This window comes from Foliimonas ilicis (assembly GCF_039939195.1).
Lineage (GTDB): Bacteria > Pseudomonadota > Alphaproteobacteria > Rhizobiales > Rhizobiaceae > Foliimonas > Foliimonas ilicis.
This window is the reverse complement of the sequence record NZ_JBDUUH010000003.1, coordinates 455203-476597: the sequence shown is the minus strand read 5'-3', so window position 1 is coordinate 476597 and position 21395 is coordinate 455203. Positions and strand designations below refer to the sequence as shown.

17 protein-coding genes are annotated in these 21395 nt (G+C 58.2%); 5 read left to right on the top strand and 12 right to left on the bottom strand.

Translation table 11 applies throughout. From position 1 onward, the window contains the following. Positions 1–13: 13 nt before the first annotated feature. Together fes and ABFT80_RS10305 are read right to left on the bottom strand one after the other, a co-directional pair. Entirely contained in the window at positions 14–1612 is a 1599-nt protein-coding gene (gene fes, locus ABFT80_RS10310) for an enterochelin esterase (RefSeq protein ID WP_347971808.1), read from the bottom strand. Next, positions 1606–3813, bottom strand: a complete 2208-nt coding sequence (locus ABFT80_RS10305) for a TonB-dependent siderophore receptor (RefSeq protein WP_347971807.1) — start codon at positions 3811–3813, stop codon at positions 1606–1608. Before ABFT80_RS10305 ends, fes begins: the two co-directional genes overlap by 7 nt. Positions 3814–3995: 182 nt before the next feature. Between ABFT80_RS10305 and ABFT80_RS10300 the strand changes: the two genes are divergently transcribed. After that, on the top strand, positions 3996–4874 hold the full coding sequence (locus ABFT80_RS10300) for a helix-turn-helix transcriptional regulator (RefSeq protein WP_347971806.1): 879 nt from the start codon (positions 3996–3998) through the stop codon (positions 4872–4874). A 43-nt stretch (positions 4875–4917) separates the two neighbouring features. On the opposite strand, the gene ABFT80_RS10295 is transcribed toward ABFT80_RS10300, so the two are convergent. Continuing rightward, positions 4918–5811, bottom strand: a complete 894-nt coding sequence (locus tag ABFT80_RS10295; protein ID WP_347971805.1) for a LysR family transcriptional regulator — start codon at positions 5809–5811, stop codon at positions 4918–4920. A gap of 161 nt (positions 5812–5972) precedes the next feature. Here ABFT80_RS10295 and ABFT80_RS10290 point away from each other — a divergent pair, with 161 nt between their 5' ends. Then, on the top strand, positions 5973–7205 hold the full coding sequence (locus tag ABFT80_RS10290) for an MFS transporter (protein WP_347971804.1): 1233 nt from the start codon (positions 5973–5975) through the stop codon (positions 7203–7205). Between the two features lie 149 nt (positions 7206–7354). Here the strand turns inward: ABFT80_RS10290 and ABFT80_RS10285 are convergent, their stop codons facing one another. Then, positions 7355–7918 (bottom strand): TetR/AcrR family transcriptional regulator, encoded by a 564-nt coding sequence (locus ABFT80_RS10285; protein WP_347971803.1) that lies wholly within the window; start codon positions 7916–7918, stop codon positions 7355–7357. Positions 7919–8027: 109 nt separating this feature from the next. Between ABFT80_RS10285 and ABFT80_RS10280 the strand changes: the two genes are divergently transcribed. Together ABFT80_RS10280 and ABFT80_RS10275 are read left to right on the top strand one after the other, a co-directional pair. Further along, the gene (locus tag ABFT80_RS10280) at positions 8028–8816 is read left to right on the top strand and encodes an SDR family NAD(P)-dependent oxidoreductase (protein ID WP_347971802.1); all 789 of its coding nucleotides are present in this window, start codon (positions 8028–8030) and stop codon (positions 8814–8816) included. Positions 8817–8872: 56 nt separating this feature from the next. Further along, positions 8873–9958, top strand: a complete 1086-nt coding sequence (locus ABFT80_RS10275; protein ID WP_347971801.1) for an alkene reductase — start codon at positions 8873–8875, stop codon at positions 9956–9958. 27 nt (positions 9959–9985) lie between these two features. Here ABFT80_RS10275 and recQ read toward each other — a convergent pair whose 3' ends face one another. The 6 genes from recQ to ABFT80_RS10245 all read right to left on the bottom strand — a co-directional run bounded on the left by recQ (position 9986) and on the right by ABFT80_RS10245 (position 16888). After that, on the bottom strand, positions 9986–11788 hold the full coding sequence (gene recQ, locus ABFT80_RS10270) for a DNA helicase RecQ (RefSeq protein ID WP_347971800.1): 1803 nt from the start codon (positions 11786–11788) through the stop codon (positions 9986–9988). 109 nt (positions 11789–11897) lie between these two features. Continuing rightward, a complete protein-coding gene (locus ABFT80_RS10265) occupies positions 11898–12962 on the bottom strand; it encodes a DUF2218 domain-containing protein (RefSeq protein WP_347971799.1) in 1065 nt (354 codons plus the stop codon). Further along, positions 12959–13819: an ABC transporter ATP-binding protein gene (locus tag ABFT80_RS10260; RefSeq protein ID WP_347971798.1), complete on the bottom strand. Its 861-nt coding sequence runs from the start codon at positions 13817–13819 to the stop codon at positions 12959–12961. Before ABFT80_RS10260 ends, ABFT80_RS10265 begins: the two co-directional genes overlap by 4 nt. Beyond that, a complete protein-coding gene (locus ABFT80_RS10255; RefSeq protein ID WP_347971797.1) occupies positions 13816–14850 on the bottom strand; it encodes a FecCD family ABC transporter permease in 1035 nt (344 codons plus the stop codon). Before ABFT80_RS10255 ends, ABFT80_RS10260 begins: the two co-directional genes overlap by 4 nt. A gap of 2 nt (positions 14851–14852) precedes the next feature. Further along, positions 14853–15893 (bottom strand): FecCD family ABC transporter permease, encoded by a 1041-nt coding sequence (locus tag ABFT80_RS10250; protein WP_347971796.1) that lies wholly within the window; start codon positions 15891–15893, stop codon positions 14853–14855. Beyond that, positions 15890–16888: an iron-siderophore ABC transporter substrate-binding protein gene (locus ABFT80_RS10245; protein ID WP_347971795.1), complete on the bottom strand. Its 999-nt coding sequence runs from the start codon at positions 16886–16888 to the stop codon at positions 15890–15892. The genes ABFT80_RS10250 and ABFT80_RS10245 overlap by 4 nt, the downstream gene beginning before the upstream one ends. 261 nt (positions 16889–17149) lie before the next feature. On the opposite strand from ABFT80_RS10245, the gene ABFT80_RS10240 reads away from it, so the two are divergent. Next, positions 17150–19291, top strand: a complete 2142-nt coding sequence (locus ABFT80_RS10240; RefSeq protein ID WP_347971794.1) for a TonB-dependent siderophore receptor — start codon at positions 17150–17152, stop codon at positions 19289–19291. A 40-nt stretch (positions 19292–19331) separates the two neighbouring features. Here ABFT80_RS10240 and ABFT80_RS10235 read toward each other — a convergent pair whose 3' ends face one another. Together ABFT80_RS10235 and ABFT80_RS10230 are read right to left on the bottom strand one after the other, a co-directional pair. Then, positions 19332–20225, bottom strand: a complete 894-nt coding sequence (locus tag ABFT80_RS10235; RefSeq protein ID WP_347971838.1) for a helix-turn-helix domain-containing protein — start codon at positions 20223–20225, stop codon at positions 19332–19334. A gap of 155 nt (positions 20226–20380) precedes the next feature. After that, entirely contained in the window at positions 20381–21292 is a 912-nt protein-coding gene (locus ABFT80_RS10230) for a DUF930 domain-containing protein (protein WP_347971793.1), read from the bottom strand. Positions 21293–21395 lie beyond the last annotated feature (103 nt).

Sequence of the window (21395 nt, the reverse complement as noted above, 5' to 3'; positions counted from 1 at the left end):
CTGCGTGCCTATGTCAGCGCGGGGGTTGCTCCAATGCAATCAGCCCGTCGCCGAGTGCACCGCGCCAGACATAGTAATCGTGCCCGCCTGCATATTCCCGGTAGCCTACCTGGTAGCCGCGCGCGACGAGCACGTCGCGCAGATGTCGCGACGTCTCCAGAATGCCTGCTGCATTCGCATGGGCTGTTTCGAACAGTCCGGCGGTAAGGTGAAACCTCACCGGAACCGTTTGCATACCGGCCACAAGCCCCGCGACATACTCCTCTTCACTGGCTGGCGTGTTTTTCGGGTGCCACCAGAACGAGCCGGACAGGCTGAGCGCATTGCCGAAGCTCTTCGGATGGCGTAGGGCGATGGTGGCGGCTGCCAGCCCGCCATAGCTCGATCCGGCCAGAATTGTGCGATCCGGCCCAAGCTTGAGGCCGGTTCGCGCCTTGATCTCCGGCAATAGCTCCTTGGCCATGAAATCGGCAAAATCAGCGTTGGCGGGCAGTTCCCGCGAGCGAGCTTCGCGGTCGATTTCCGAAACAAAGACTGCCACCGTTGGTGAAATCAGGTTCTCGGCGATCAGATTGTCGAGAATGGTCGGCGTCGGTACTTTCGTCATGTACTGGCGTGCGTCGAACAGAAACAGCAGTCTATTTTTGGGATCAGCAGCATCGAAGCCCGGCGGGGTGTAAATCGTGATTTCACGTTCATTGCCAAGACGTTCACTGGCAATGCTGAAGCTCGAAAGGTTGCCCTTGGCTGCTCCCTTCTCTTTGATGCCGGGTTGTTCCGGTGCGTCCGGCAGCTCCAGTATGGAATCCTGATTGAAGACATCGGGCGCACCTTCGGGCCAGCGCTGGGGATTGAGCGGATCGGCTTGGGCGGTGGCAAGAATTGCCACGCGCCTGTTGCGCTCGCTGCCCGGAAGGTCCGGCACATCCGGCGCAATCTGATAAGACAGCCGGGTGTCGTTGGGCACGACGAAGCTTTTGAACCAGATGTCGGACTGGCCGAGCCGTTCCAGCAATTCATGATCTCCCGACGGTGCACCAAACAGCCGAACGTTTCGCTTTGCCCCGCGCTGAAGGAAGGTGACGAGCGACTGCTTGTCATCGAGCTTTTCGATCAGCGGCGTATCTTGTTCGCGCTGTTGCTCCCAGAAGGTCTCCGCCGATCCGCCTTTTTCTACCTCTTCGACCAGCTTCGACAGGGTAGGGCTGACAGGGCGCGTTTGGGGAGCGACCTGCTGTTTGGGGGTAACTTGATCGAGCAGTGTCAATGCGAAGGCAGCATCAGGCCGTTTCGATGTCACCTTCAGTTTTTCCCCGGTCCGGCCAATGATGATGCGAAACTCGACACTGCCTCCCGCCTCGTCGGCAAGGCGGCGGATATGCGTGCCGTCGGCCGCAACCAGGTCGAGGGTCAGCTTTTCGTTTCCTGCATCGAGACGACCGCGCAAATAGTCGCCCATTTCCGCGGGAAGCGAAAGCATTGTCGTCTGCTGCGGCTGCGCTGCGCGAAAAATTTCACCGATCCTTAGCCGGGCGTCGTCCGCCTGCGCCAGCGACGTAAAGGCAAAGCCAAGCATGAGAGCTATGCTCGCCCGCGCTGCTGCCGTCACCATGTGCGCTTCACCGTGGCGCTGAGGCTCCGGCCTTCTCCGTAGAAGCAGGCATAGGCGCTGGCGCATGAGGCGACATAGGTCTTGTCGGCAATGTTCTTGGCGTTGACCTGCAGGCTCAACCCCTTCATCTCCGGGTTTACCGCACCGAAATCATAGCTGATGGCGGCGTCGAACAAAGTTGCAGCAGGCACTTCGAAGGTATTCGTGTTGTTGCCCCAGCTTTTGCCGAGATAGCGCAGGCCAGCACCGAGCGTAAGCCCTTCAAGCGTGCCGCTGCCGAACTCGTATTTTCCCCAGACGGAGGCCTGATGTTCGGGAATGCGGGCAGGTGTCTTTCCCACTTCATCCGTCGTTACAGAGTCGATGATCTTCGACTTGGTGTAGGCATAGCTGGCAACCAGAGAGAAATTCTCGTTGAGAGATGCGCGGGCGGAGAGTTCCACACCCTGGTTGTGGATTTCGCCGATCTGCGAATACACCGTCCTGCCGACTGAGCCGTTCCAGGCGCCCATCACGACATCGTTTTGGCGAAGATCGTAAAAGGCTGCGGTCAGCAACAGATCCATATCGTCGGGCGCATATTTTACGCCGACCTCGAACTGACCTGCGGTCGTTGGTTTAAAGGCATTCTGGTTGTCGGATGGGAGATAAAGCGACGGTTCGAACGACGTGGCGTAACTCATATAGGGCGCAATGCCGTTGTCGAAAGAATAAAGCCCGCCTGCGCGCCAGGTGAATGCGCTGTCTGTGTAGTCCTGGTCGTTACTGCCCAGTTGATCGTCGATATCCGTGCTGGCCCAGTCATGCCGGAGGCCGGCCATAAGGTTGAATCTGCCGATCTCGATCTGGTCCTGCAGGTAGATGCCGGTCTGCTTGGCAGTTAGTTCCTGAATGTCGGATGGTGTCAGGACGACCGAACCGTAGTCGAAGCCGCCATATTGCGGGTTGGTCAGATCGATCGTCGGCACGCCCCAGCTACGGCCCCAATTGTAGTCGCGCGCCATGTAACGATAGTCCAGACCGGCGAGCAGCGTATGGCTGGCCGCGCCGGTGTCAAACTTCGCTTCAGCCTGATTGTCGATGGTGAAGGTGTTCCAGCTTTCGGTTCCGCCGCTGGCAAGGCGGCTAATTTCGGTATAGGCACCGGTCGCCGGGTTCGCGCTGGCAGACCCCCAGATCAGGGTGTGGTGTTCCGTATCCAGATGATGGAAGCGGGCATTCTGGCGCATGGTGAACGTGTCGTTGAGAACATGCTCGAACTCGTAGCCGATCCATGCCTGTTCGCGGGTGAATTTCTCATAATCCGGGTCCGAAACGAAGAAATCGCGCGGAACATAGCCATAGCCTTCGATCGGAAACACGGTTCCGGCGGCATCAAGGAAGTTGCGGAAGCCCGCATTCGGCTCATTCTGGTAGCCGCCCAGTACGGTCAGCGTGGTCTGCGCATCCGGCGACCAGGTTACAGAAGGCGCGATGGCAAATGAGCGTTGCTTGGTGAAGTCTTCCTGCAACTCCTTGCCGAGGCCCGATCCGACGAGGCGGTAGGATAGTGTGTCGCTGCCCTGGAACTTGTCGCTGAAATCGAATGACAGGCCGAGATGACCGTTGGTCCCCACCGTCAGGCCGATCTCGCGCAGCGGTTCGTCGATCGGCTTCTTGCTGACCATGTTGACGATGCCGCCGGGATTGGCCTGCCCGTAAAGGATCGAGGACGGTCCTGACAGCAGCTCCACGCGCTCGAGAAGATAGGGGTCCATCTTGGCATAGGAGAGGTCGCCGCCGAGATAGAGACCATCCAGATAACGCGGCACATAGTAGAAGCCGCGCACGAACAACTCGTCGCGCAGGTTCGACGCGCCGCGGTAATCGGCGAAAACGCCAGGCGTGTAGCGGAGCGCTTCTGCGACCGACTGCACGTTTTGATCCTGCATTTGCTCTTTCGAGACCACCGCGATCGACTGAGGCGTTTTGGCGATCGGCGTGTCGGTCTTGGTTCCGGCCTTGCTCTGCCGCGCCACATAGCCCTTGACCGGGCCATCGCCTCGCTCTTTCCGGCCCTCGATGGTAATGGCGTCGAGCGTCATCGTCTCGCCGGTATCCTGCGCGTGCGCCGCATCGATGGCGATTAAACTGACCATCCCGATCAAAACAGCGCTCAGGCTGAGACGATAATGAGATGCATGGCGGTGGACAGGCAGCATTTTTATGAATCCATGACGAATTGCGACGCTTAAAAAGCGCCGGCAAAACTTGACTAATGAGCTCATGTATAAGAGTTTCGAGAAAGCCCTGTCGAGTAGGATGAACGGGGGCAAAACGGCAAAAACCTTGGCGAAAACGGCAACGGCTTTCCAAGCCAAGATGGAGATCCTTTCAGGAGCGAATGATGCAGCATGTGGTGGTGAATCCGGACATTCCGCAGCATCTGTTCGTCGGCAGCCTGGAAGGCGTGCCTAGCTGTACGCCCGAATCTGGTGTTCACGACATCTGGCCAAAGTTTCAGGTCATGGTGCTGCTGCAGGGAGCTCAGCACTTCGTGGTCGACAATCACTCAATTCGTATCGATGCCGGCTTTGGCGATGACGCGGAACCGCTCGTTCTGATGCTCAACGTTGCGCGCTTTGCCAAGCTTCGCTTCATCAATGACAGCACAGTCCCGATGCGAAAGGTGATGATTTCGGCGCCATTGCCCTGGATAGAACGTCTCTTGAGCATGCAGACCTCAGGCGCACCAAGCCTGAAGACTTTCTTCTCTCAGCATCTGGCGAGTTTTCGCTTCTCGCCCAGCCGCCATATGTTGTCATTGGCCGAGCAATTGATGAATCCGCCGCCATCTATGGAAGGCGAGATGCGTACCCTCTACCGGCATTCGCGCGCGCTCGACATCATGTGCACGGCCTGCGCTACTTTGGTGGAGCACGAAGAAGAGGCGCAACGCCCACAACTAATGAGCCTCAGGCAGAGCGAACGCGTACGCGAGTTTATCGTCGGCAATCTTGCGGAGGAACTGACGATCGCCCGCATCGCCCGTGAGACGGGTGCCAGCGTGTCTTCGGTGCAGCGCCACTTCAAGGAGCATTTCGGAGTGACGGTGTTCGAATTTATTCGCGCCCGGCGGCTTGAAAATGCTTCTGCGGCGCTTGAGCGTGATGGTGCCACCATCGCGCAGGCGGCTTTCGCTGCAGGCTATACAGACGCATCGGCCTTTGCCACGGCTTTCAAGAAAGCCTACGGCGTGTCACCCCGCCAACGCCGCCGTTAATCTCCGAGGATGTCGCGGCCTTATGTAGAGCCAGACGAGGGCTTCACGTCATGGGCTCCAGAAGCTTGTCCGCTGCGAAATCCACGAACGCCCGGAGCTTGGGCGAAAGGTGGCGGCTGGATGGCCACAGGACGCGCTGTGTGGTGCAGGTTTTCATATAATCGTCGAGCACACTGACAAGCGATCCGTCTTCCAACTGCTTGCGGACCGCCATGTCGGGAACACAGGCAAGTCCCAGACCTTGCTCGGCAAGGCAGATTTGCGGTTCCAGCGTGTTCATCACCATGCTGGCTGGCAAGGCGACATCCACCCCTTCGCCGTCACGGCGCAGCGGCCATCGATCCAATTTGCCCGTCGAGGGATAGCGATAGATGAGACAGGTGTGGGAAACGAGGTCTTCGGGCTTGGTCGGAATGCCAGCCTGCTTGAGATAGGCGGGAGAGCCGATGATTACCTTGCGATAGAAGCCGATCTTGCGAGCCATCAGACGTGAATCGGCCTGCTCGCCAGTGCGGATCACCGCGTCGAAACCTTCTTCGATCACATCCACCAGCCGGTCGCTGAAATCCATCTCTATTTCTATTTGGGGGTAGAGCAGTTTGAATTCGGCGAGCCTGGGCATGAACAGGATGCCGATTGTGGGAAGGCTGATCCTAAGTTTTCCCCGCGGCGTGCTCTGCGTCTGCGTCAACTCCGTCTCGGCGGCTTCAACCTCGCCCAGAATCCGGCGGCAGCGCTCCAGAAACAACGCCCCCTCAGGTGTAAGAGTGATGCTGCGTGTCGAACGGTGAAACAACCTTGCACCCAAGCGCTCCTCCAGCCGCTGGACGGCTTTGCTGACGGCGGACGGCGACACGCCGAGCTTGCGTCCGGCCTCGGTGAAGCCGTTGGCGTCGGCCGCCTGAACGAAGGCGCCGAGCGCGCCGAGACTGTCCATTTTTTCATCACTCCCATGCGCGACATATTTGTCATAGGTGTTATGCACTATATCCTATTTGTCGTTCAACCGCGAGGGTCTAGGTGGAGGAACCACGACCGGATTGCACTGCCAAGGATGGCGGTTTTCTCCTGTCTTCATCTCATCTCAAGGCTACTCACATGACACTGATCAATCCGGCAGACATCCAAGTGCCGGTTACGCATAATGACAAGGCAAATCGAGAGAACGCGGCGGCGTCGGAACGGCTTCCCATAGGGGGATTGCTGGCGCTCGCGATGGCTGCATTCGTTACGCTGCTGACCGAAGTGATGCCTGCGGGCCTGCTGCCTCAGATGAGTGCGAGTCTCGGCGTCTCCGAAAGCATGACGGGTCAATTGATTGCCGTCTACGCGCTCGGTTCTCTGCTGACGGCCATTCCGTTGATGACCGTCACACAAAGCCTGCCTCGACGGCCGCTGCTGCTGGTTGCCATTGGCGGCTTTGCTATCGTCAACACGGTGACGGCGATGTCCGATAATTACACGCTGACGCTCGTCGCGCGGTTCTTCGCCGGTGTGTTCGGCGGCCTGGTCTGGGCGCTTCTTGCCGGTTATGCCGCACGCATGGCGCCGCCGCACCTTGCAGGCCGCGCGATCGCCATTACCGGGATCGGAGCGCCGCTGGCGTTTTCACTGGGCGTTCCAGCAGGAACGTTCCTCGGCAGCATGATCGGCTGGCGCCTTGCCTTTGGCGCCATGAGCGTGCTCGCGGTCGTGCTCATTGGCTGGGTGCTGGCCAGAGTGCCTGATTTTCCGGGGCAACCGGCGGGGAAACGGCTGTCCATTGCGCAGGTTTTCACGCTGCCGGGTATTCGCCCGATCCTCTTCGTCATCTTTGCTTTCGTGCTCGCCCACAACATTCTCTACACCTATATCGTGCCGTTCCTGACTCCGGTCGGATTGGCGCAACGAGTCGATACGATCCTGCTTGTTTTCGGCATGTCCGGCATCATTGGTCTCTGGCTCGCCGGGGTTTTGATCGATCGCTGGCTGCGCGCGCTGGTGTTAGCGAGTATCATCGCGTTCCTGGCCGCCGTCCTGGCGCTGGGGCTGTTTGGCGCTTCGCCGATTATCGTTTACGTGGCAATCGCCGTGTGGGGGCTGGTGTTTGGTGGGGCTCCGACCCTGTTCCAGACCGCTTCGGCAAAAACTGCCGGTAACGCGGCGGATGTCGCGCAGTCCATGATCGTCACTTTCTGGAACCTTGCTATTGCGGGCGGCAGTCTCATTGGAGGGTTGCTGCTGGAGATGGCTGGCGCAGCCTCGTTTCCATGGGCCATGATCGCCGCTCTTGTTCCGACGCTCATTGTCGTTTGGGCCGCGAAGCGGCACGGATTTGCGGCAATAAAGTAGCGTTTGCATCTCCGATACGCTGCATGCGCGGTCTGCTTACGACGTTGCGCACGTCTGCAGACCGCCCTGAGCAGGAAGAGACTACCAGACCCGGATTATCGGAGTTGCGATGCAGGAAAGTCGTTGCGGCTACTGCCGATTAATAGTGATCATGTTGCAGATGCCGTGCTGATCCCGGCATCGATCCAGGCGCGTGTCTGTTCCAGAATTTCATCCGAAAGCGCGGGGTCATCGACTGCTCGGGCGAGGATCACGGCGCCCACCATCGCTGCCCAGCTTCCGATTGCCGCGCGGCGCCTGTCCGTAACATCTATCCCCGGAAACTCTGAGCTCAATTGTTCGATCTGTGATCTGAACCCCTCTGCCATCGCCGTTCGTGCCTCCGGGTTCTGATGGCAAATTTCGGCGACTAGACCTGCTGTGGGGCAGCCATCGGCCGCATTGTCGCGATGTCGAGGCGAAAGATACGCCTCGATGCGCGCGCGAAGATCGCCGCCTTTGTCTCCATCGCCAGCAAAGGCGTGCGCAAGAGTCTGGGCGACCAGATCGTCCTTCGAGCTGAAATGGCCGTAGAACCCGCCATGGGTAAGGCCAGCGGCTTTCATCACTTCCGACACACTGACCGCGTCGAAGCCCTTCTCGCGGAACAGCCTGCTGGCTGCGTCCAGAATCCGGCTGCGGTTCTCCGCCATCTTCTTTCGCGTGACTCTCATTTCGAAATTCTCTGTAGGCCCATTGACATTTACATGATGGCCATCATATTTGCCATTAAACATGATGATTGTCATGAATATAGGTTCCATTTTAGAAGAGAGCAATCCCATGACCGCTACTCCTTCCGTTCTCATCACCGGAGCTTCCTCCGGCATCGGGGCCACATACGCCGAGCGCTTCGCCCGCCGTGGCCACGACCTCGTGCTGGTCGCCCGCGACAAGGCGCGGCTCGAAGCGCTCGCCGCGCGGCTCCGCAATGAAACGGGCGTTGCTATCGATATCTTGCAGGCGGATCTCACCAAGCTCGGCGATCTGGCTGCGGTAGAGACGCGGCTTCGCGACGATCACCGTATTGGAATTCTCGTCAACAATGCGGGGGCTGGTCTAGCAGGCAACTTCGAGCAGCAAGCAACCGATGACATCGAGCGTCTCGTCACGCTCAACACCACCGCCGTCGTCCGGCTTGCGAGCGCTGTCGCGCCGCGTTTTGTGGAATCCGGCGGGGGAGCCATCATCAATATCGGTTCCGTGGTCGGGCTTGTTCCGGAGTTTAGCCAGACGGTTTACGGGGCGACCAAGGCGTTCGTCCAGTTTCTGTCTCAGGGGTTGAGCTTCGAGCTCGCACCGAAAGGTGTTTACGTGCAGGCGGTGCTTCCCGCAGCAACACGCACCGAGATATGGGAGCGTGCAGGCGCCGATGTGAACACGCTGCCAGCGATGATGGAAGTCGGCGAATTGGTCGATGCCGCTCTCGTCGGCTTCGACCGCCGGGAACCCGTGACGATCCCTGCGCTTCACGATGCCGGGCAGTGGGATGCTTATCAGGCGGCACGAATGACCATGCTTCCGGGATTTGCTCAGGTCCATCCAGCAGAGCGCTATCGCACAACGTCTTGAACCCTATCTAAGTGATCTGGCAATCAGAGCACCGCAACATCAATGAAAGCTTTATAATGACCAACACCACGCTGTTCGAATCCTACAATTTGGGCTCACTGATCCTGTCCAATCGTATTGTCATGGCACCCCTGACGCGCAATCGCGCAGGTCCGGGCTTTGTTCCGGGAGACCTTACCGTAGAGTATTACAGCCAACGTGCGTCGGCTGGTTTGCTGATTGCTGAAGCCACGCAGATCTCGCAGCAGGGACAGGGCTATCAGGACACGCCCGGCATCTATTCTCAGGCGCAGATCGATGGCTGGCGCAAAGTCACTGATGCCGTTCATGCCAAGGGCGGCCGGATTTTCCTGCAGCTCTGGCATGTCGGTCGCGTCTCGCATATCGACCTGCAGGAGCAAGGTGCCGCGCCTGTTGCACCCTCGGCGATCCCGGCCAAGACCAAGACGTTCGTGAACAACGCCTTCGTCGATGTGTCGGAACCGCGGGCGCTTGAGCTCGACGAGCTGCCGGGGATCGTCAACGATTTCCGCAAAGCCGCCGCGAACGCCATTGCGGCGGGTTTCGATGGCGTTGAGGTTCATGGCGCCAACGGCTATCTGCTCGACCAGTTCGCCAAGGACGGCGCGAATGTCCGCACGGACGCATATGGTGGTTCTGTTGAGAACCGTGCCCGTCTGATGCTTGAGGTCACGGCTGCCGTGGTTGACGAGATCGGGGCTGAGCGCACCGGCATCCGGATTTCGCCTGTATCACCAGCCAATGGCATTTCGAGCAGCGACCCCCAGGCGCAGTTCGACTATATCGTCGATCAACTCGACGCTTTGGGCATTGTCTATATCCATGTCGTCGAGGGTGCTACGGGCGGACCGCGCGATGTTGCGCCGTTCGATTTCGGATCGCTCCGCCAGCGCTTCAACAACGCCTATATTGCCAATAATGGATACGACCTTGAACTTGCGACGGCTCAGCTTGCCGAAGGCAAGGCCGACCTGTTCGCCTTTGGACGTCCCTTTATTGCCAACCCCGACCTTGTCGAACGGCTGAAGGTGAGTGCACCGCTGGCCGCTTTCGATCAGGCAACGCTCTATGGGGGCGGCGCGGCTGGCTATACCGATTATCCTGCCATCGCGGCTCTCTAGCCGGGAACTGTGTCCGAGGCCGACGGATTAGCCTGCGTGCTGTGCGATAACCGACAGAAACGCAGGCCCATAACGGTCGAGCTTGGCCTCGCCGACACCCGGAACGCCCGCCATCTCAATACGTGATGCCGGGCGAGCCGCAGCGAGCTCGATCAGCGTCTTGTCATGGAAAATCACATAGGGCGGCAGATTCTGAGCCTTGGCGATTTCCATACGCTTTTCTCGCAGAGCCTGAAACAGCGCGCGATCCGTTTCGGGCAGAGTGCTCGATGCCGTGCTACGGGATGTCTTGCTTCGCTCTGTACGGGCGACCGGAGGTACACGAAGCATGAGGGTAGGCTTATCACGCAGGAACTGGCGACCCGCATCCGAGATAGACAGTCCCCCATGGCCAACCGCATCGACTTCAATCAGGCGTAGCGCGATCAACTGGCGCAGGATCGCCCGCCAGGTGCGGTTGTCGTGTTCTTTGCCGATGCCGTAGGTCGTGATCTGGTCATGACCTGAACTGGTAATTCGCTGATCCTCGACACCCAGGAGCACACTCACAATATAGGCTTGACCAAAACGCTCGCCGGTGCGGTAGATGCACGACAAGGCTTTCTGGGCCGCGATCGTGCCGTCAAACAGCTTTGGCGGTTCGGCGCAGGTGTCGCAATTGCCACATGGCTCGCACTCATCACCGAAATAGGAAAGCAGCACCTTCCGGCGGCAGCCTGCCGTTTCGGCAAGGCCGAGAAGTGCATCGAGCTTCTGGCGCTCCATACGCTTTCGCTGTTCGGGTGCGTCCGATTCCTCGATGAAGCGGCTGCGCAGCGCAATGTCCTCGTAGCCATAAAGCATCAGCGTGTTCGAAGGCAGGCCGTCGCGACCAGCACGGCCGGTTTCCTGATAATAGGCCTCTATGCTGCCCGGCAGGTCGATATGGGCGACGAAGCGCACATCCGGCTTGTCTATACCCATACCGAACGCGACGGTGGCCACCATGATAACGGCTTCGTCGAGCTGGAAGCGTGACTGGTTCGCTTCACGCGCCGCTTTATCCATACCGCCATGGTAGGGGAGGGCGTCATACCCTTGCGTGCAAAGCCACTCGGCGGTTTCTTCTGTCTTTCGTTTTGACAGACAGTAGACAATACCGCTTTCGCCTTGATGATTTGCGAGGAAGCGCTTCAACTGTGCTCGCGGATTGTCCTTTTCTATGATGCTGTAACGAATATTGGGACGGTCGAAGCCGGCAATGAATGCGTCCCTTTCCGCGATTTGGAGATGGGTCAGGATTTCGGCACGCGTCGGGGCATCTGCCGTGGCCGTTAATGCCATGCGCGGCGTGTCGGGGAATGCTGTAACCAGCGCATCGAGCTGACGGTAGGAAGGCCGAAAATCGTGCCCCCATTGCGAGAGGCAATGCGCCTCGTCAATGGCGATCAGCGACAGTGGAACTTTGCGAAGGCGTTCCAGCACATCTGGCTTGAGCAGGGTCTCCGGCGCAACATAGAGAAGGTCGAGCTCGCCCGCGTAAATATCGCGCCACAAGATACTACGCTCTTCGCCCGGAAGATCGGAATTGAGCGCAGCAGCCTTTACCCCGGCCTGCCGCAGCGCCGCAACCTGATCGACCATCAACGCAATCAATGGCGAGACAACGAGGCCCATGCCGGGGCGCGCCATTGCAGGTATCTGATAGCATAGCGATTTGCCGCCGCCTGTCGGCATCAGGACAAAGGCATTGTTGCCTGCCGTCACATGCGCGACGACCTCTTTTTGACTCCCGCGAAACGCGTCGTAGCCGTAAACGGCTTTCAGGATGTGGGCGGGATCGGAAATCAAGGCAGCCTGCGCAAAGAATCAGAGGGACACTGCCTCATAGCAGATTAGTCGGTCTCGGAGACGATGATCGACATTGTGGCTACTTGCCCTCTAAGGAACTTGCGTTGATTCAGGCCTGATCCCGCTCCCAATACCAGGCAGCGTACATACGCTTCCTGTCGTGCTTGCGGCCCTTTAAAAATGCCCGGATCGTGCGCACATCTTCCTTTTCGCAGGCGACCCAGACGTAGGTTTCGTCGTCGATCGAGCCTATCGCATTCTCGGCCGCGTCCGCGAGAACGCTCGTAGCATCAGCAGGATAGTTCTTGCGATGCAGCCAGCGCACGTCGATTGAGCCTGCTGACGGCAGTGGCTGTTCTTCTGCCTCATCCAGCACCTCGATGATTGCCTGCATGCGCGTACCCGCTGGCACTTCGGCGGCAATGCGGGCGATGGCGGGCAGGGCGCTTTCGTCTCCGATGAGCAGAATGGACTTTGACTGCGGGAGGCCGCCGCCGCCAGGCCCAAGCAGCGCTACTTTCTCGCCTGGTTGCACGTCGCGGGCAAAATCGGCACCGGGTGTGTGAACGCCGGGAGCCGGATGCTGTAGGAAATCGATCCATAGTTCCCGGCGCTCGATGTCGACCGCACGGATCGTGTAGACGCGTACCAGAATTTCGTCCTTACCTTCCGGCCAAGCTACGCGGCCATCCGGGCGCAGTCCCGGCCATACCGGAGGCCTGCCCTTCGGCGGAACGAGAAGGCGGACATGCATGTCGCCATCGGCGAATGGCGCAATATCGTCGCACGCGAATTTCACCCGCCGCATATGAGGGGTCACATCCTCTGCCGAGACAACAGTGATATGGATGATATTGGGCAACAATGCGAGCGGTGCGGGGTCCGACCACGTCAATTCGAACGGGTCCTCGCCGGCAAAATAGAACAGGTGCTCCGCGATGATGTTTCGGCTCATCTGAAGCGCATCTTCAGTTGGGCTATCGAGTTCGATCAGGAGTTTTTCATCCTCCATGCGAATGCCTGCGGTGCCGATTTCGCTTTTCAGCAGGACGAGATTGTCGGTTCGCTGCACCTCGGAATGCTCGAGGAAATGCTCGCAGATTTCATCGAGCATGCTTCCCGCATTCTTCGGCAGCGCTGTGCCGGAGAGCTTGAATTCCTGAACGCCGTTCATGATTGGGTCTCCTTCTGGATGACTGCGGTACGGGAGTGCGAGGTAGAGCTGGCTTGCTCTGTCACCATCTGGTGCCGGCCGATCGGAAGCATGATAGGCCTGCCCGAGGTCGGGTCGGTGATGATGCGGCTTTCAATGCCGAAGACCTGCCGCACGGTTTCTGTCGTCAAAACGTCTTCTGGCTTGCCTGTGACATGCAGGTGTCCCTCCGACATTGCGACGAGGAAATCGGCATAGCGCGCTGCTAGATTGAGATCGTGCAGCACCATGACGATCGTGGTTCCGCGCGTGTGATTGAGATCGGTCAAAAGGTCGAGAACTTCCACCTGATGAGCGATGTCGAGAAAGGTTGTCGGCTCGTCCAGCAGCAGAATGTCGGTCTGTTGCGCCAGCGCCATCGCAATCCAGACCCGCTGGCGTTGCCCGCCGGAAAGCTCGTCCACCGGACGTTCGGCAAGTTCGACAGTCTTGGTCGCTTCAAGCGCTGCGGCAACTGCTTCATCATCCTTGCGCGTCCAGCTCGAAAACATGCCCTGATGTGGATGCCTGCCACGGCTGACGAGATCGGCAACCGCAATGCCTTCCGGCGCTGTGGGCGATTGCGGAAGCAGGCCGAGTTTACGGGCGAGTTCTCGCGGCGCAGTGCGGTGGATCGACTTGCCGTCGAGCAGCACATGACCTTTACGCGGCGAGATGAGGCGCGACATGGTGCGCAAAAGCGTGGACTTGCCGCAGGCATTGGCGCCGACGATCACGGTGATTTTGCCGGGCGGCACAGCAAGATCCAGCCCGTCCAGAATGATGTTGTCTCCGTAACCCGCAGAAAGCTGGCTCGCGGTAAGGGTGTGAGTGGTCATAACGAGCCTCCGGCCCGGTTTACGCGCACGATCAGGTAGATCAGATAGGGAGCGCCCAATGCGCCGGTGATGACACCGACCGGATAACGGCTTGGCAGAAGAAACTGGCCGCAATAATCGCCCACTAGCACAAGCATTGCGCCGATCAGCGCGGACGGGATCAGAAGCGGTCCGTTGTTCCTGACGACACGCGCGGCGATCGGCCCGGACAGAAACGCGACAAAGGCGATTGGGCCTGTTACCGCCGTGGCGCATGCAATCATGCCGACTGCCGCGACAATGACGATGATGCGTGTCTTGGCAACTCCGATGCCAAGGGCTGCGGCGGTGTCGTCGCCTAACCTCAACCCTTCGAGGTCGCGATGGCGGCTTAGCAGCAACCCGCCGAAGGCGGTCAGCGCGAGTAGGAGCGGGAGCGCCTGACCAAGCTGCGCGCCGTTGACGCTGCCGGTCAGCCAGCGCATGGCCTCTTGCAGACTCCATGCCGGTGCGGTCGATAATATGTAGGCGATGAAGCTTTCAAGCATGGCCGAAACGCCGATGCCGACAAGGATAAGCCGCGTTCCGGCGACGCCATTTCTGAACGAAAGGCCGTAGACCAGCATTGCGACCCCCAGACCCGCGCCAACGGCAAACAGCGATACGACCGGTCCTTTCAGCGACAGCACGACGATGGCAAAGACCGCCGCCGCACTCGCACCTGAGCTGATGCCGATGATGTCAGGGCTGGCGAGCGGATTGCGCAGCATGATCTGAAAGGCGACCCCGCCGAGCCCGAAACTCAGTCCCGCAAGAACCGAGAGTACAGCGCGCGGCAGGCGCAACTGCCCGACCGTGAAGGTCGCGCCCGCCACGTCTTCACCGAGCAGTACGCGGATGACGTCTCCAGGCGGCGTGAACGATTGACCCATCACAAGCGTCAGGGCAAAGGTTGCGACCAGAAGAGCCACGAGGAAGGCAATCACAAGATTGTAGTTGCGCGCGCGACGGCTGCGGTTTTCAACAATGGTGTCGATGGTGGCAGAAAGCATCGTCATAACTCACGCACGCGCTGGCGTCTGACAATCCAGATGAAGAACGGCGCGCCGATGAGGGCGGTGACAATGCCGACGTCTAGCTCCGCGGGCCGCGCAATAATGCGCCCGACGATGTCGGCAGCCAGCAACAGGCATGCGCCGCTAAGTGCCGAAAACGGCAGCAGCCAGCGATGATCGACCCCAATCAACAGTCGGCAGAGATGCGGCACGATCAATCCGAGAAAGCCGATAGGTCCGCAAACCGCAGTGGTTGCTCCGCATAGCAACATCGCACCAAAGGCTGCGGTAGCGCGTGCTAAGGCAACGCGCTCGCCAAGACCTGCGGCGAGTTCGTCACCCAAGGCCAGGGAGTTCAGCTTTCGGGCAGACATGAGGCTGATGATGAAACCGACTGCGAGAAATGGCAGCACATGGGAAATACGGTCGAAAGTCGCGCCGCCCACGCCGCCGATTTGCCATGCGCGAATGCCGCCTGCGATATCGTTTCGCGGCAGCACGACGGCGATGACGAGCGAGGAAAACGCTACCGAAGTGGCAGCCCCTGCAAGCGCCAGTTTAAGCGGGGTCGCGCCGCCACGGCCAAGTGAGCCGATCGTGTAGACAAAGACTGCCGCCGCACCCGCACCGAAAATGGCGACAAAGATGTAAGCGTTGGCGGAGGAGATATTGAACCACGCGACCCCGACGACAACGGCAAGCGATGCGCCCATATTGACGCCCAGAATGCCCGGATCGGCCAATGGGTTACGCGTCACACCCTGCATGATCGCTCCGGCGAGCCCAAGTGCGGCTCCCGCAAGCACGGCAAGCAGTGTGCGCGGAATACGCACGGCCACCGCCGCCTGACCGATGCTCTCAACCTGACCGCCGAGCGCCGCGATGATGTCACTGAATGCAACGTTGCGCGTGCCGATCGCCACGGAAAGCGCGCATAGAACAGCAAGTGCTGCGACGAGTGCGGCGAGCCATAGAAGCCGAGTGCGGCTCGACCTTCCGGAGAAGTGGGGCCGGTCGGAGGAATCGACGCTGGCTGTCATTCGGATTTTTTGGCGGCTTCGGCTAGCAGGTCGGCGTAGTCCTTCAGAACCCACGAAATCGACAGCGGCGTCGGGTTGGACGCAGTGCCAAGCGGATTGTGACCGAGCATGACGATCGCATTATTGGTAACGGCAGGCATTCTGGACAACAGCGGATCGGCGCGCACCGCATCAAGCAGCGGCTGGCTGCCATAGGTCACGACGATGTCGACATCGTCGAACGCATCGACGCGCTCAGCGCTGACGCCCGCTGCAAATTGCCCCGGCTTCGTTGCTTCCACAACGCTTTTGGGTGAGGCCAGACCGAGATCGGCAAAGAATTTCACCCGCGTATCATTGGCGGTGTAGAAATTGACGATGCTCAGATTGGTCGTGTCGAGATGGGTAACGAACATCGCGGACTTGCCCTTGAGCTGCGGATGCCCGGCGACGACTTCGGCGATCTCGCCCTCGATACGTTTGATCAGCGCATCACCTTCGGCAGTCATGCCAAGGCCCGCGCTGTTGAAGCGGATCATCTCGCGCCAGTCGGTTGCCCACGGGGATTCGGGATAGGCGACGACTGGAGCGATCCGGCTCAGCGTGTCGTAGTCGGCCTGGCTCAGACCGGAATAGGATGCGAGGATCACATCGGGACTGGTGGCGGCAACCGCTTCGAAATCGATCCCGTCGCCCTCATCGAAAAGCACCGGCGTCTCGGCTTTAAGTTCGGTCAGTTTTTCGGCCACCCAAGGCAACAGCCCGTCGCCATCGTCATCACCGAAATTTGCTGCTGCAAAGCCGACAGGCACGATGCCGAGTGCCAGAGGAACCTCATGGTTTGCCCAGGCAACAGTCGCAACGCGTTTAGGCTTCTTGGTGAGGGTCGTCGTGCCCAGCGCATGCTTGATGACGACCGGGTAGGTGGTGGTTTCATCAGCCCATGCGCGGCCGAAGGCCGCTATTGAAAGGCACATCGCGGCCAATATTACGGAAAGACGAAAGAACCGCAGCATCGGCTGAACCCTTCATAACTGTTAAAGTGGAGTTTCACTTTCAGGTTCATCCCCCGGCGTCAAGGCTGATGCCCTCGACCCTGCAAAAGAGCGACGAAGTTTCCGTGGGTTTCTACAAAACCGGGAAAACTTACAATACCGGACAAAAGTGATCAAGTTATCACCGCGCAAGGTGATATCAGGCTTTCTCTGCTGTCAGCAAACCTCGGACGCTGTCCCGCCGAACGCCAGCATATCAACATCAACTTCTGGAACTCGAGCATGTACAAAGAATCGACCGGCGGCTCCAACAGGCAGGCACGTATCCGCTATCTGAATGCGGTGCTTCTGGGCTGCACAGCGCTCGTCGCCTTCACGCCGACCTATTTGCTCGCACAGGAAGCTGACGGCGGTATCGTGCTTGAAACGATTACAGTTGAAGGTGCTGGGGCTGGTAGTGGTGTTGATGACGACTCGAAGTCGATCGTCGCGACGACGACCTCAAGCGGCAGCAAGATGGCGACGGATATTCTAGATACGCCAGCTTCAGTTTCGGTGATCACTTCTAAGGAGATTCAGCAGCGCGGCGCGCAGAATGTCGAGCAGGTGCTGCAATATACTGCTGGTGTCAACGCGGACTTCTACGGTTCGGATGACAGATACGACTTCTTCAAAATTCGCGGTTTTGACGCCACTATTTACCGTGACGGCCTGACACTGGGACGCCCTTTTGGCGGGATCAGAGAAGAAGTTTACGGCTATGAGCGCGTAGAGGTACTGAAGGGCGCAAATTCCACAACTTTCGGTGTCTCGGATCCGGGCGGATCTGTGAATTTTGTGACTAAGCGGCCCAAAAGTGAGAGGTTCGGCGAAGCGTATGTAACCGGCGGTTCTTACAATCACGCTGAGATTGGTTTCGACTTCGGTGACAACATCACCAGCGACGATACCTTGTCCTACCGCTTTACTGGCAAGTTGAAAGACGCTGACGCCGAATACGATTACTCTCGGGACGACGATAAATTTTTCATGGGTGGTCTGACATGGCGCCCCAGTGATGCGACCAATCTGACAATTGTCTACGATCATCTGCACCGCAATGGCGTTCCCGGCGGCGGCGGCCATCCGGTCGGCATGAATTTTGACAGAAGCCGCTTCTTCGGAGAGCCGGACTTCAACTATCGCGGTACGGACAGGAACACGGTCAGCGTTATGTTTGATCATGATTTCGGTTCGGGTCTGAGCTTTAACGCCAATGCACGTTACAGCAATTCTGAAACCGATTTCGGCTATGCCTATGTCGCCAGTACACCGACAGATGGATCGACCATCGCCAATCGCGCCTTCTTCGGTAACGAGAACACGGTAGAGAATTTCGTCATCGACGCGCGTCTGCAATACGAGGCTAGTTTCGAGAATGTTGAAAGCCGCACCCTGGTAGGTGTCGAGTACAATAATCGCTCGACGGACAACGCTACATATTTTGGCGGCGCGCCTGGGATCGACTGGACCAATCCGATCTATACGGGGGCGCCAATATCAGTTCCGCTGGGAGAAAGGGTAAATACCAAACAGAAGACCAATGCCGTTTACGTTCAGCAAGATTTGACCTTTTCGGAAAAACTGATCGCGACCGTTGGATTGCGGAACGATTGGCTCGATACCAAGCGATACGGAGCCTCTTACTGGACCGGATCGCCTGTGTTGATAGATGACGAGGATGACGTCAGTGAAATGACCAAACGCGTAGGCCTGACCTACAAGTTCACCGACGAGTTCGCGACCTATGTGAGCTATGCCGAGTCTGTTGCTCCACCAGCCGTAGGTCTCGAAGCTGAGCGTGGCGAGCAGATCGAGGTTGGTGTGAAGTATCGGCCTGACGCATTTCCCGCCTTATTTAGCGCCTCTATTTACGATCTGACCAAGAAGAACATCACCGTTTACGATCCGATAACCGGGGTTCCGTCCACGATTGGCAAAGTCCGGGTCCGGGGTATTGATCTGGAAGCAAAAGCGGAGCTGACGAACAATATCAGCCTGACAGCAGCCTATTCGTATCTCGATCCCAAAATCATCGAAAACGCCGGCCAGAACGAAGGGAATAGTCCTGCCATGGTGTCGAAGCATATGGCTTCGCTGTGGGCCAACTACACGCTGGAAGGGGATGGCCCCCGTGGAGATATGACCTTTGGTCTTGGAGGCCGTTACATCGGTTCATATTATTTTGATGATGCGAATACGGTCGGGTCGAGTGGCAATATCGTCTTCGATGCCGCCTTTAATTACAAAATTCAGGAAAACACCTCATTCGAGGTCAATGTGAGCAATCTGTTTAACGAGAAATACGTCGCGAATGGCGGCTTCGGCGCAGATTTCTACAATCCCGGACGTGCGGTCTACGCAACGCTGCGTCAAACCTGGTAAGAAAACTGTCCCACCCGTATCCTTTGCGAGTGGGACAATTCTAGCGCAATTGGCGAAGGCGACGCCAGGCGGCGGGTGTTTCACCGGCAATCTGCCGGAATGCTTTCGTCAAATGAGCCTGATCGGAAAATCCGAGTTGGGCTGCTACGTCCACCAGCGTCAGATCGCTTTCCATCAAAAGCTTTTTCGCAAGGTCGATGCGTGTTCCAAGCTGCCATTGCAGCGGTGTCTTGCCCGTGGTCTGTTTGAAGACATTGGCAAACCAGCTTTCGGACAGGCCAACCGTTTCGGCCATCTCGGCAACGGTCAGGCGGCGGTCGCTGCGCGCATTGACGCGTGAGATGAGTTTGTTCATTTGGGCCTGAGTAAGCCTGCCATTGGCTTGTTCGTGCCCTTCTTCGGGAATGTCGAGAAGGCCGGTTATGATACTGCCCACAAGACTTTCGGCGTAAACGGCATGTTTTGACGGATTAGAGACTTCTCCAACAAGCAAATTTGCGAGAATTCCGAGTGTCCCGACGTCCTGGATTTCCACCGGACGCCGCAATGCGGCCAGCGCAACTGATGTTCCGACCGAAGGCGAGAGAAATCTCAGCAGCCGGTCCTTGTGAATATGCAAATCCAGATGCGAGAAGCGATGCATGGACGTGAAATTGGTCCACAACGGCACCCCGGCAGGCACATATATCGCGCGCGTCATGGGGCGGTAATGCTGTTCCAGCCCTCCGTCACGATTGGTCATGCGGATCTGGGAAGATACGTCGTTGAAGAAGAAGACAATGCGCGGATCGGGTGACAAATAGTAACCCTTGGCGCCGGATTGCCCCTCCGCATCCCAGTAAACGCTCATCAGGCCATCAAGACCGCGCCATTTGACCGGCGCTATCGTCCGAATGCCCTCTGTGTAGCATGTCATCGAATGCCGATAACTCAATGTCGTTAGCCGTCCGCGGTTGAGGTGAAGGGTAGCCAACTTCTCCGCTGGCGTTCGGGGAGGAGACTGCGCCCTTCTATATTGGCCGATCTATCCCCATTAACATGATAATAATTATCATGTTTGCTTATGATAACAAAGTAATTTTGTTATCCCTATTGCGAGGGCAGCCCGCGTCGCTTCCAGTCGCTACGTGGAATCTGCCCTCCGACATGGAATGCGAAAGACAATACCTTCAATGCGTCGGCGTCGATCTCACAACGATAACTCAGATTGTACCATAGCCCGCTCGCTCGAAATGCCACCTGGGGGATTTCAATAATAGTGCCGTCCTTCGGTCGATCGGACGGCAAAAGCTCCGGAAAATAAGGCGGTGACGCGTTAAGCAACTGCTGCCGCAGTTCCGTTAGGCAGAGTTGGCTGGCGCGCTGATCGCGCGGGATGTTCCGCATAGCTGTTACGGCTGTCGGGTTGTCGGTCACGGCACGTGAGAATAAGGTTTTTGCTTTCTCAAGCTTTACGGCGTGTTGCACCCCGGCTGCGTCTGCTGGCCTGCGCGTCGGAATTGGAGCTTCGGACTGTAAAGTTTGGCTCGTTGGATTGAGCGCCGTCGCGGCTAGCGGTTCCGCAAGGTCCTGATTATCCGGATCATGCTTTGCCGTAGGTGAACCGTCCTCGGCACTGTTGCCATCTGTAGATTCCCTGGGACCGGTGTCCTTCTCGCCGAATTGGACGACCGGCCTCAGAGCGGGTAAGGGGTCGCGCTGGGCTGTTGATGAGGGCTTCTCGGGACTTGCTTCCTGCGGCTCCTCAGGCTTGGCATCTTTCGCAGGTGGCGGAGGTTCGACTTTGGCCTCCTCCGGTGGTTTTGGCGGCGGCACCAGATCAACTGTTACCGTCTGTTCCTCCTGCGACTGCGAAAATGGGACCGGCAGTCCGAATATCAGAAGTGCCGCAATCAACAAATGCGCGGTCAGGGATGCTGGTAGCGCCCACCCGAAAATCCAATGCTGATCCCGTATATCATCCCTCATGGTAACTGATGTGGAATGAATTGGTGGCGACATCAAGCGTCCACGCCGTCAACAACGATGAACTTTCCATGATGTGCATGCGGCTCTTCTGTTTGGGTCGAATGGATTGGCAGGACGGCAGCATCGAGGCTGTAGG

Bases quoted from the DNA above. Each gene is read 5' to 3' on its own strand.
- ABFT80_RS10255 (WP_347971797.1), bottom strand. From the start codon at position 14,850: ATGCTTTCTGCCACCATCGACACCATTGTTGAAAACCGCAGCCGTCGC.
- ABFT80_RS10285 (WP_347971803.1), bottom strand. From the start codon at position 7,918: ATGAGAGTCACGCGAAAGAAGATGGCGGAGAACCGCAGCCGGATTCTG.
- ABFT80_RS10245 (WP_347971795.1), bottom strand. From the start codon at position 16,888: ATGCTGCGGTTCTTTCGTCTTTCCGTAATATTGGCCGCGATGTGCCTT.
- ABFT80_RS10280 (WP_347971802.1), top strand. From the start codon at position 8,028: ATGACCGCTACTCCTTCCGTTCTCATCACCGGAGCTTCCTCCGGCATC.
- ABFT80_RS10250 (WP_347971796.1), bottom strand. From the start codon at position 15,893: ATGACAGCCAGCGTCGATTCCTCCGACCGGCCCCACTTCTCCGGAAGG.
- ABFT80_RS10230 (WP_347971793.1), bottom strand. From the start codon at position 21,292: ATGTCGCCACCAATTCATTCCACATCAGTTACCATGAGGGATGATATA.
- ABFT80_RS10265 (WP_347971799.1), bottom strand. From the start codon at position 12,962: ATGAACGGCGTTCAGGAATTCAAGCTCTCCGGCACAGCGCTGCCGAAG.
- ABFT80_RS10240 (WP_347971794.1), top strand. From the start codon at position 17,150: ATGTACAAAGAATCGACCGGCGGCTCCAACAGGCAGGCACGTATCCGC.
- ABFT80_RS10300 (WP_347971806.1), top strand. From the start codon at position 3,996: ATGATGCAGCATGTGGTGGTGAATCCGGACATTCCGCAGCATCTGTTC.
- fes (WP_347971808.1), bottom strand. From the start codon at position 1,612: ATGGTGACGGCAGCAGCGCGGGCGAGCATAGCTCTCATGCTTGGCTTT.
- ABFT80_RS10295 (WP_347971805.1), bottom strand. From the start codon at position 5,811: ATGGACAGTCTCGGCGCGCTCGGCGCCTTCGTTCAGGCGGCCGACGCC.
- ABFT80_RS10290 (WP_347971804.1), top strand. From the start codon at position 5,973: ATGACACTGATCAATCCGGCAGACATCCAAGTGCCGGTTACGCATAAT.
- ABFT80_RS10305 (WP_347971807.1), bottom strand. From the start codon at position 3,813: ATGCTGCCTGTCCACCGCCATGCATCTCATTATCGTCTCAGCCTGAGC.
- ABFT80_RS10275 (WP_347971801.1), top strand. From the start codon at position 8,873: ATGACCAACACCACGCTGTTCGAATCCTACAATTTGGGCTCACTGATC.
- ABFT80_RS10260 (WP_347971798.1), bottom strand. From the start codon at position 13,819: ATGACCACTCACACCCTTACCGCGAGCCAGCTTTCTGCGGGTTACGGA.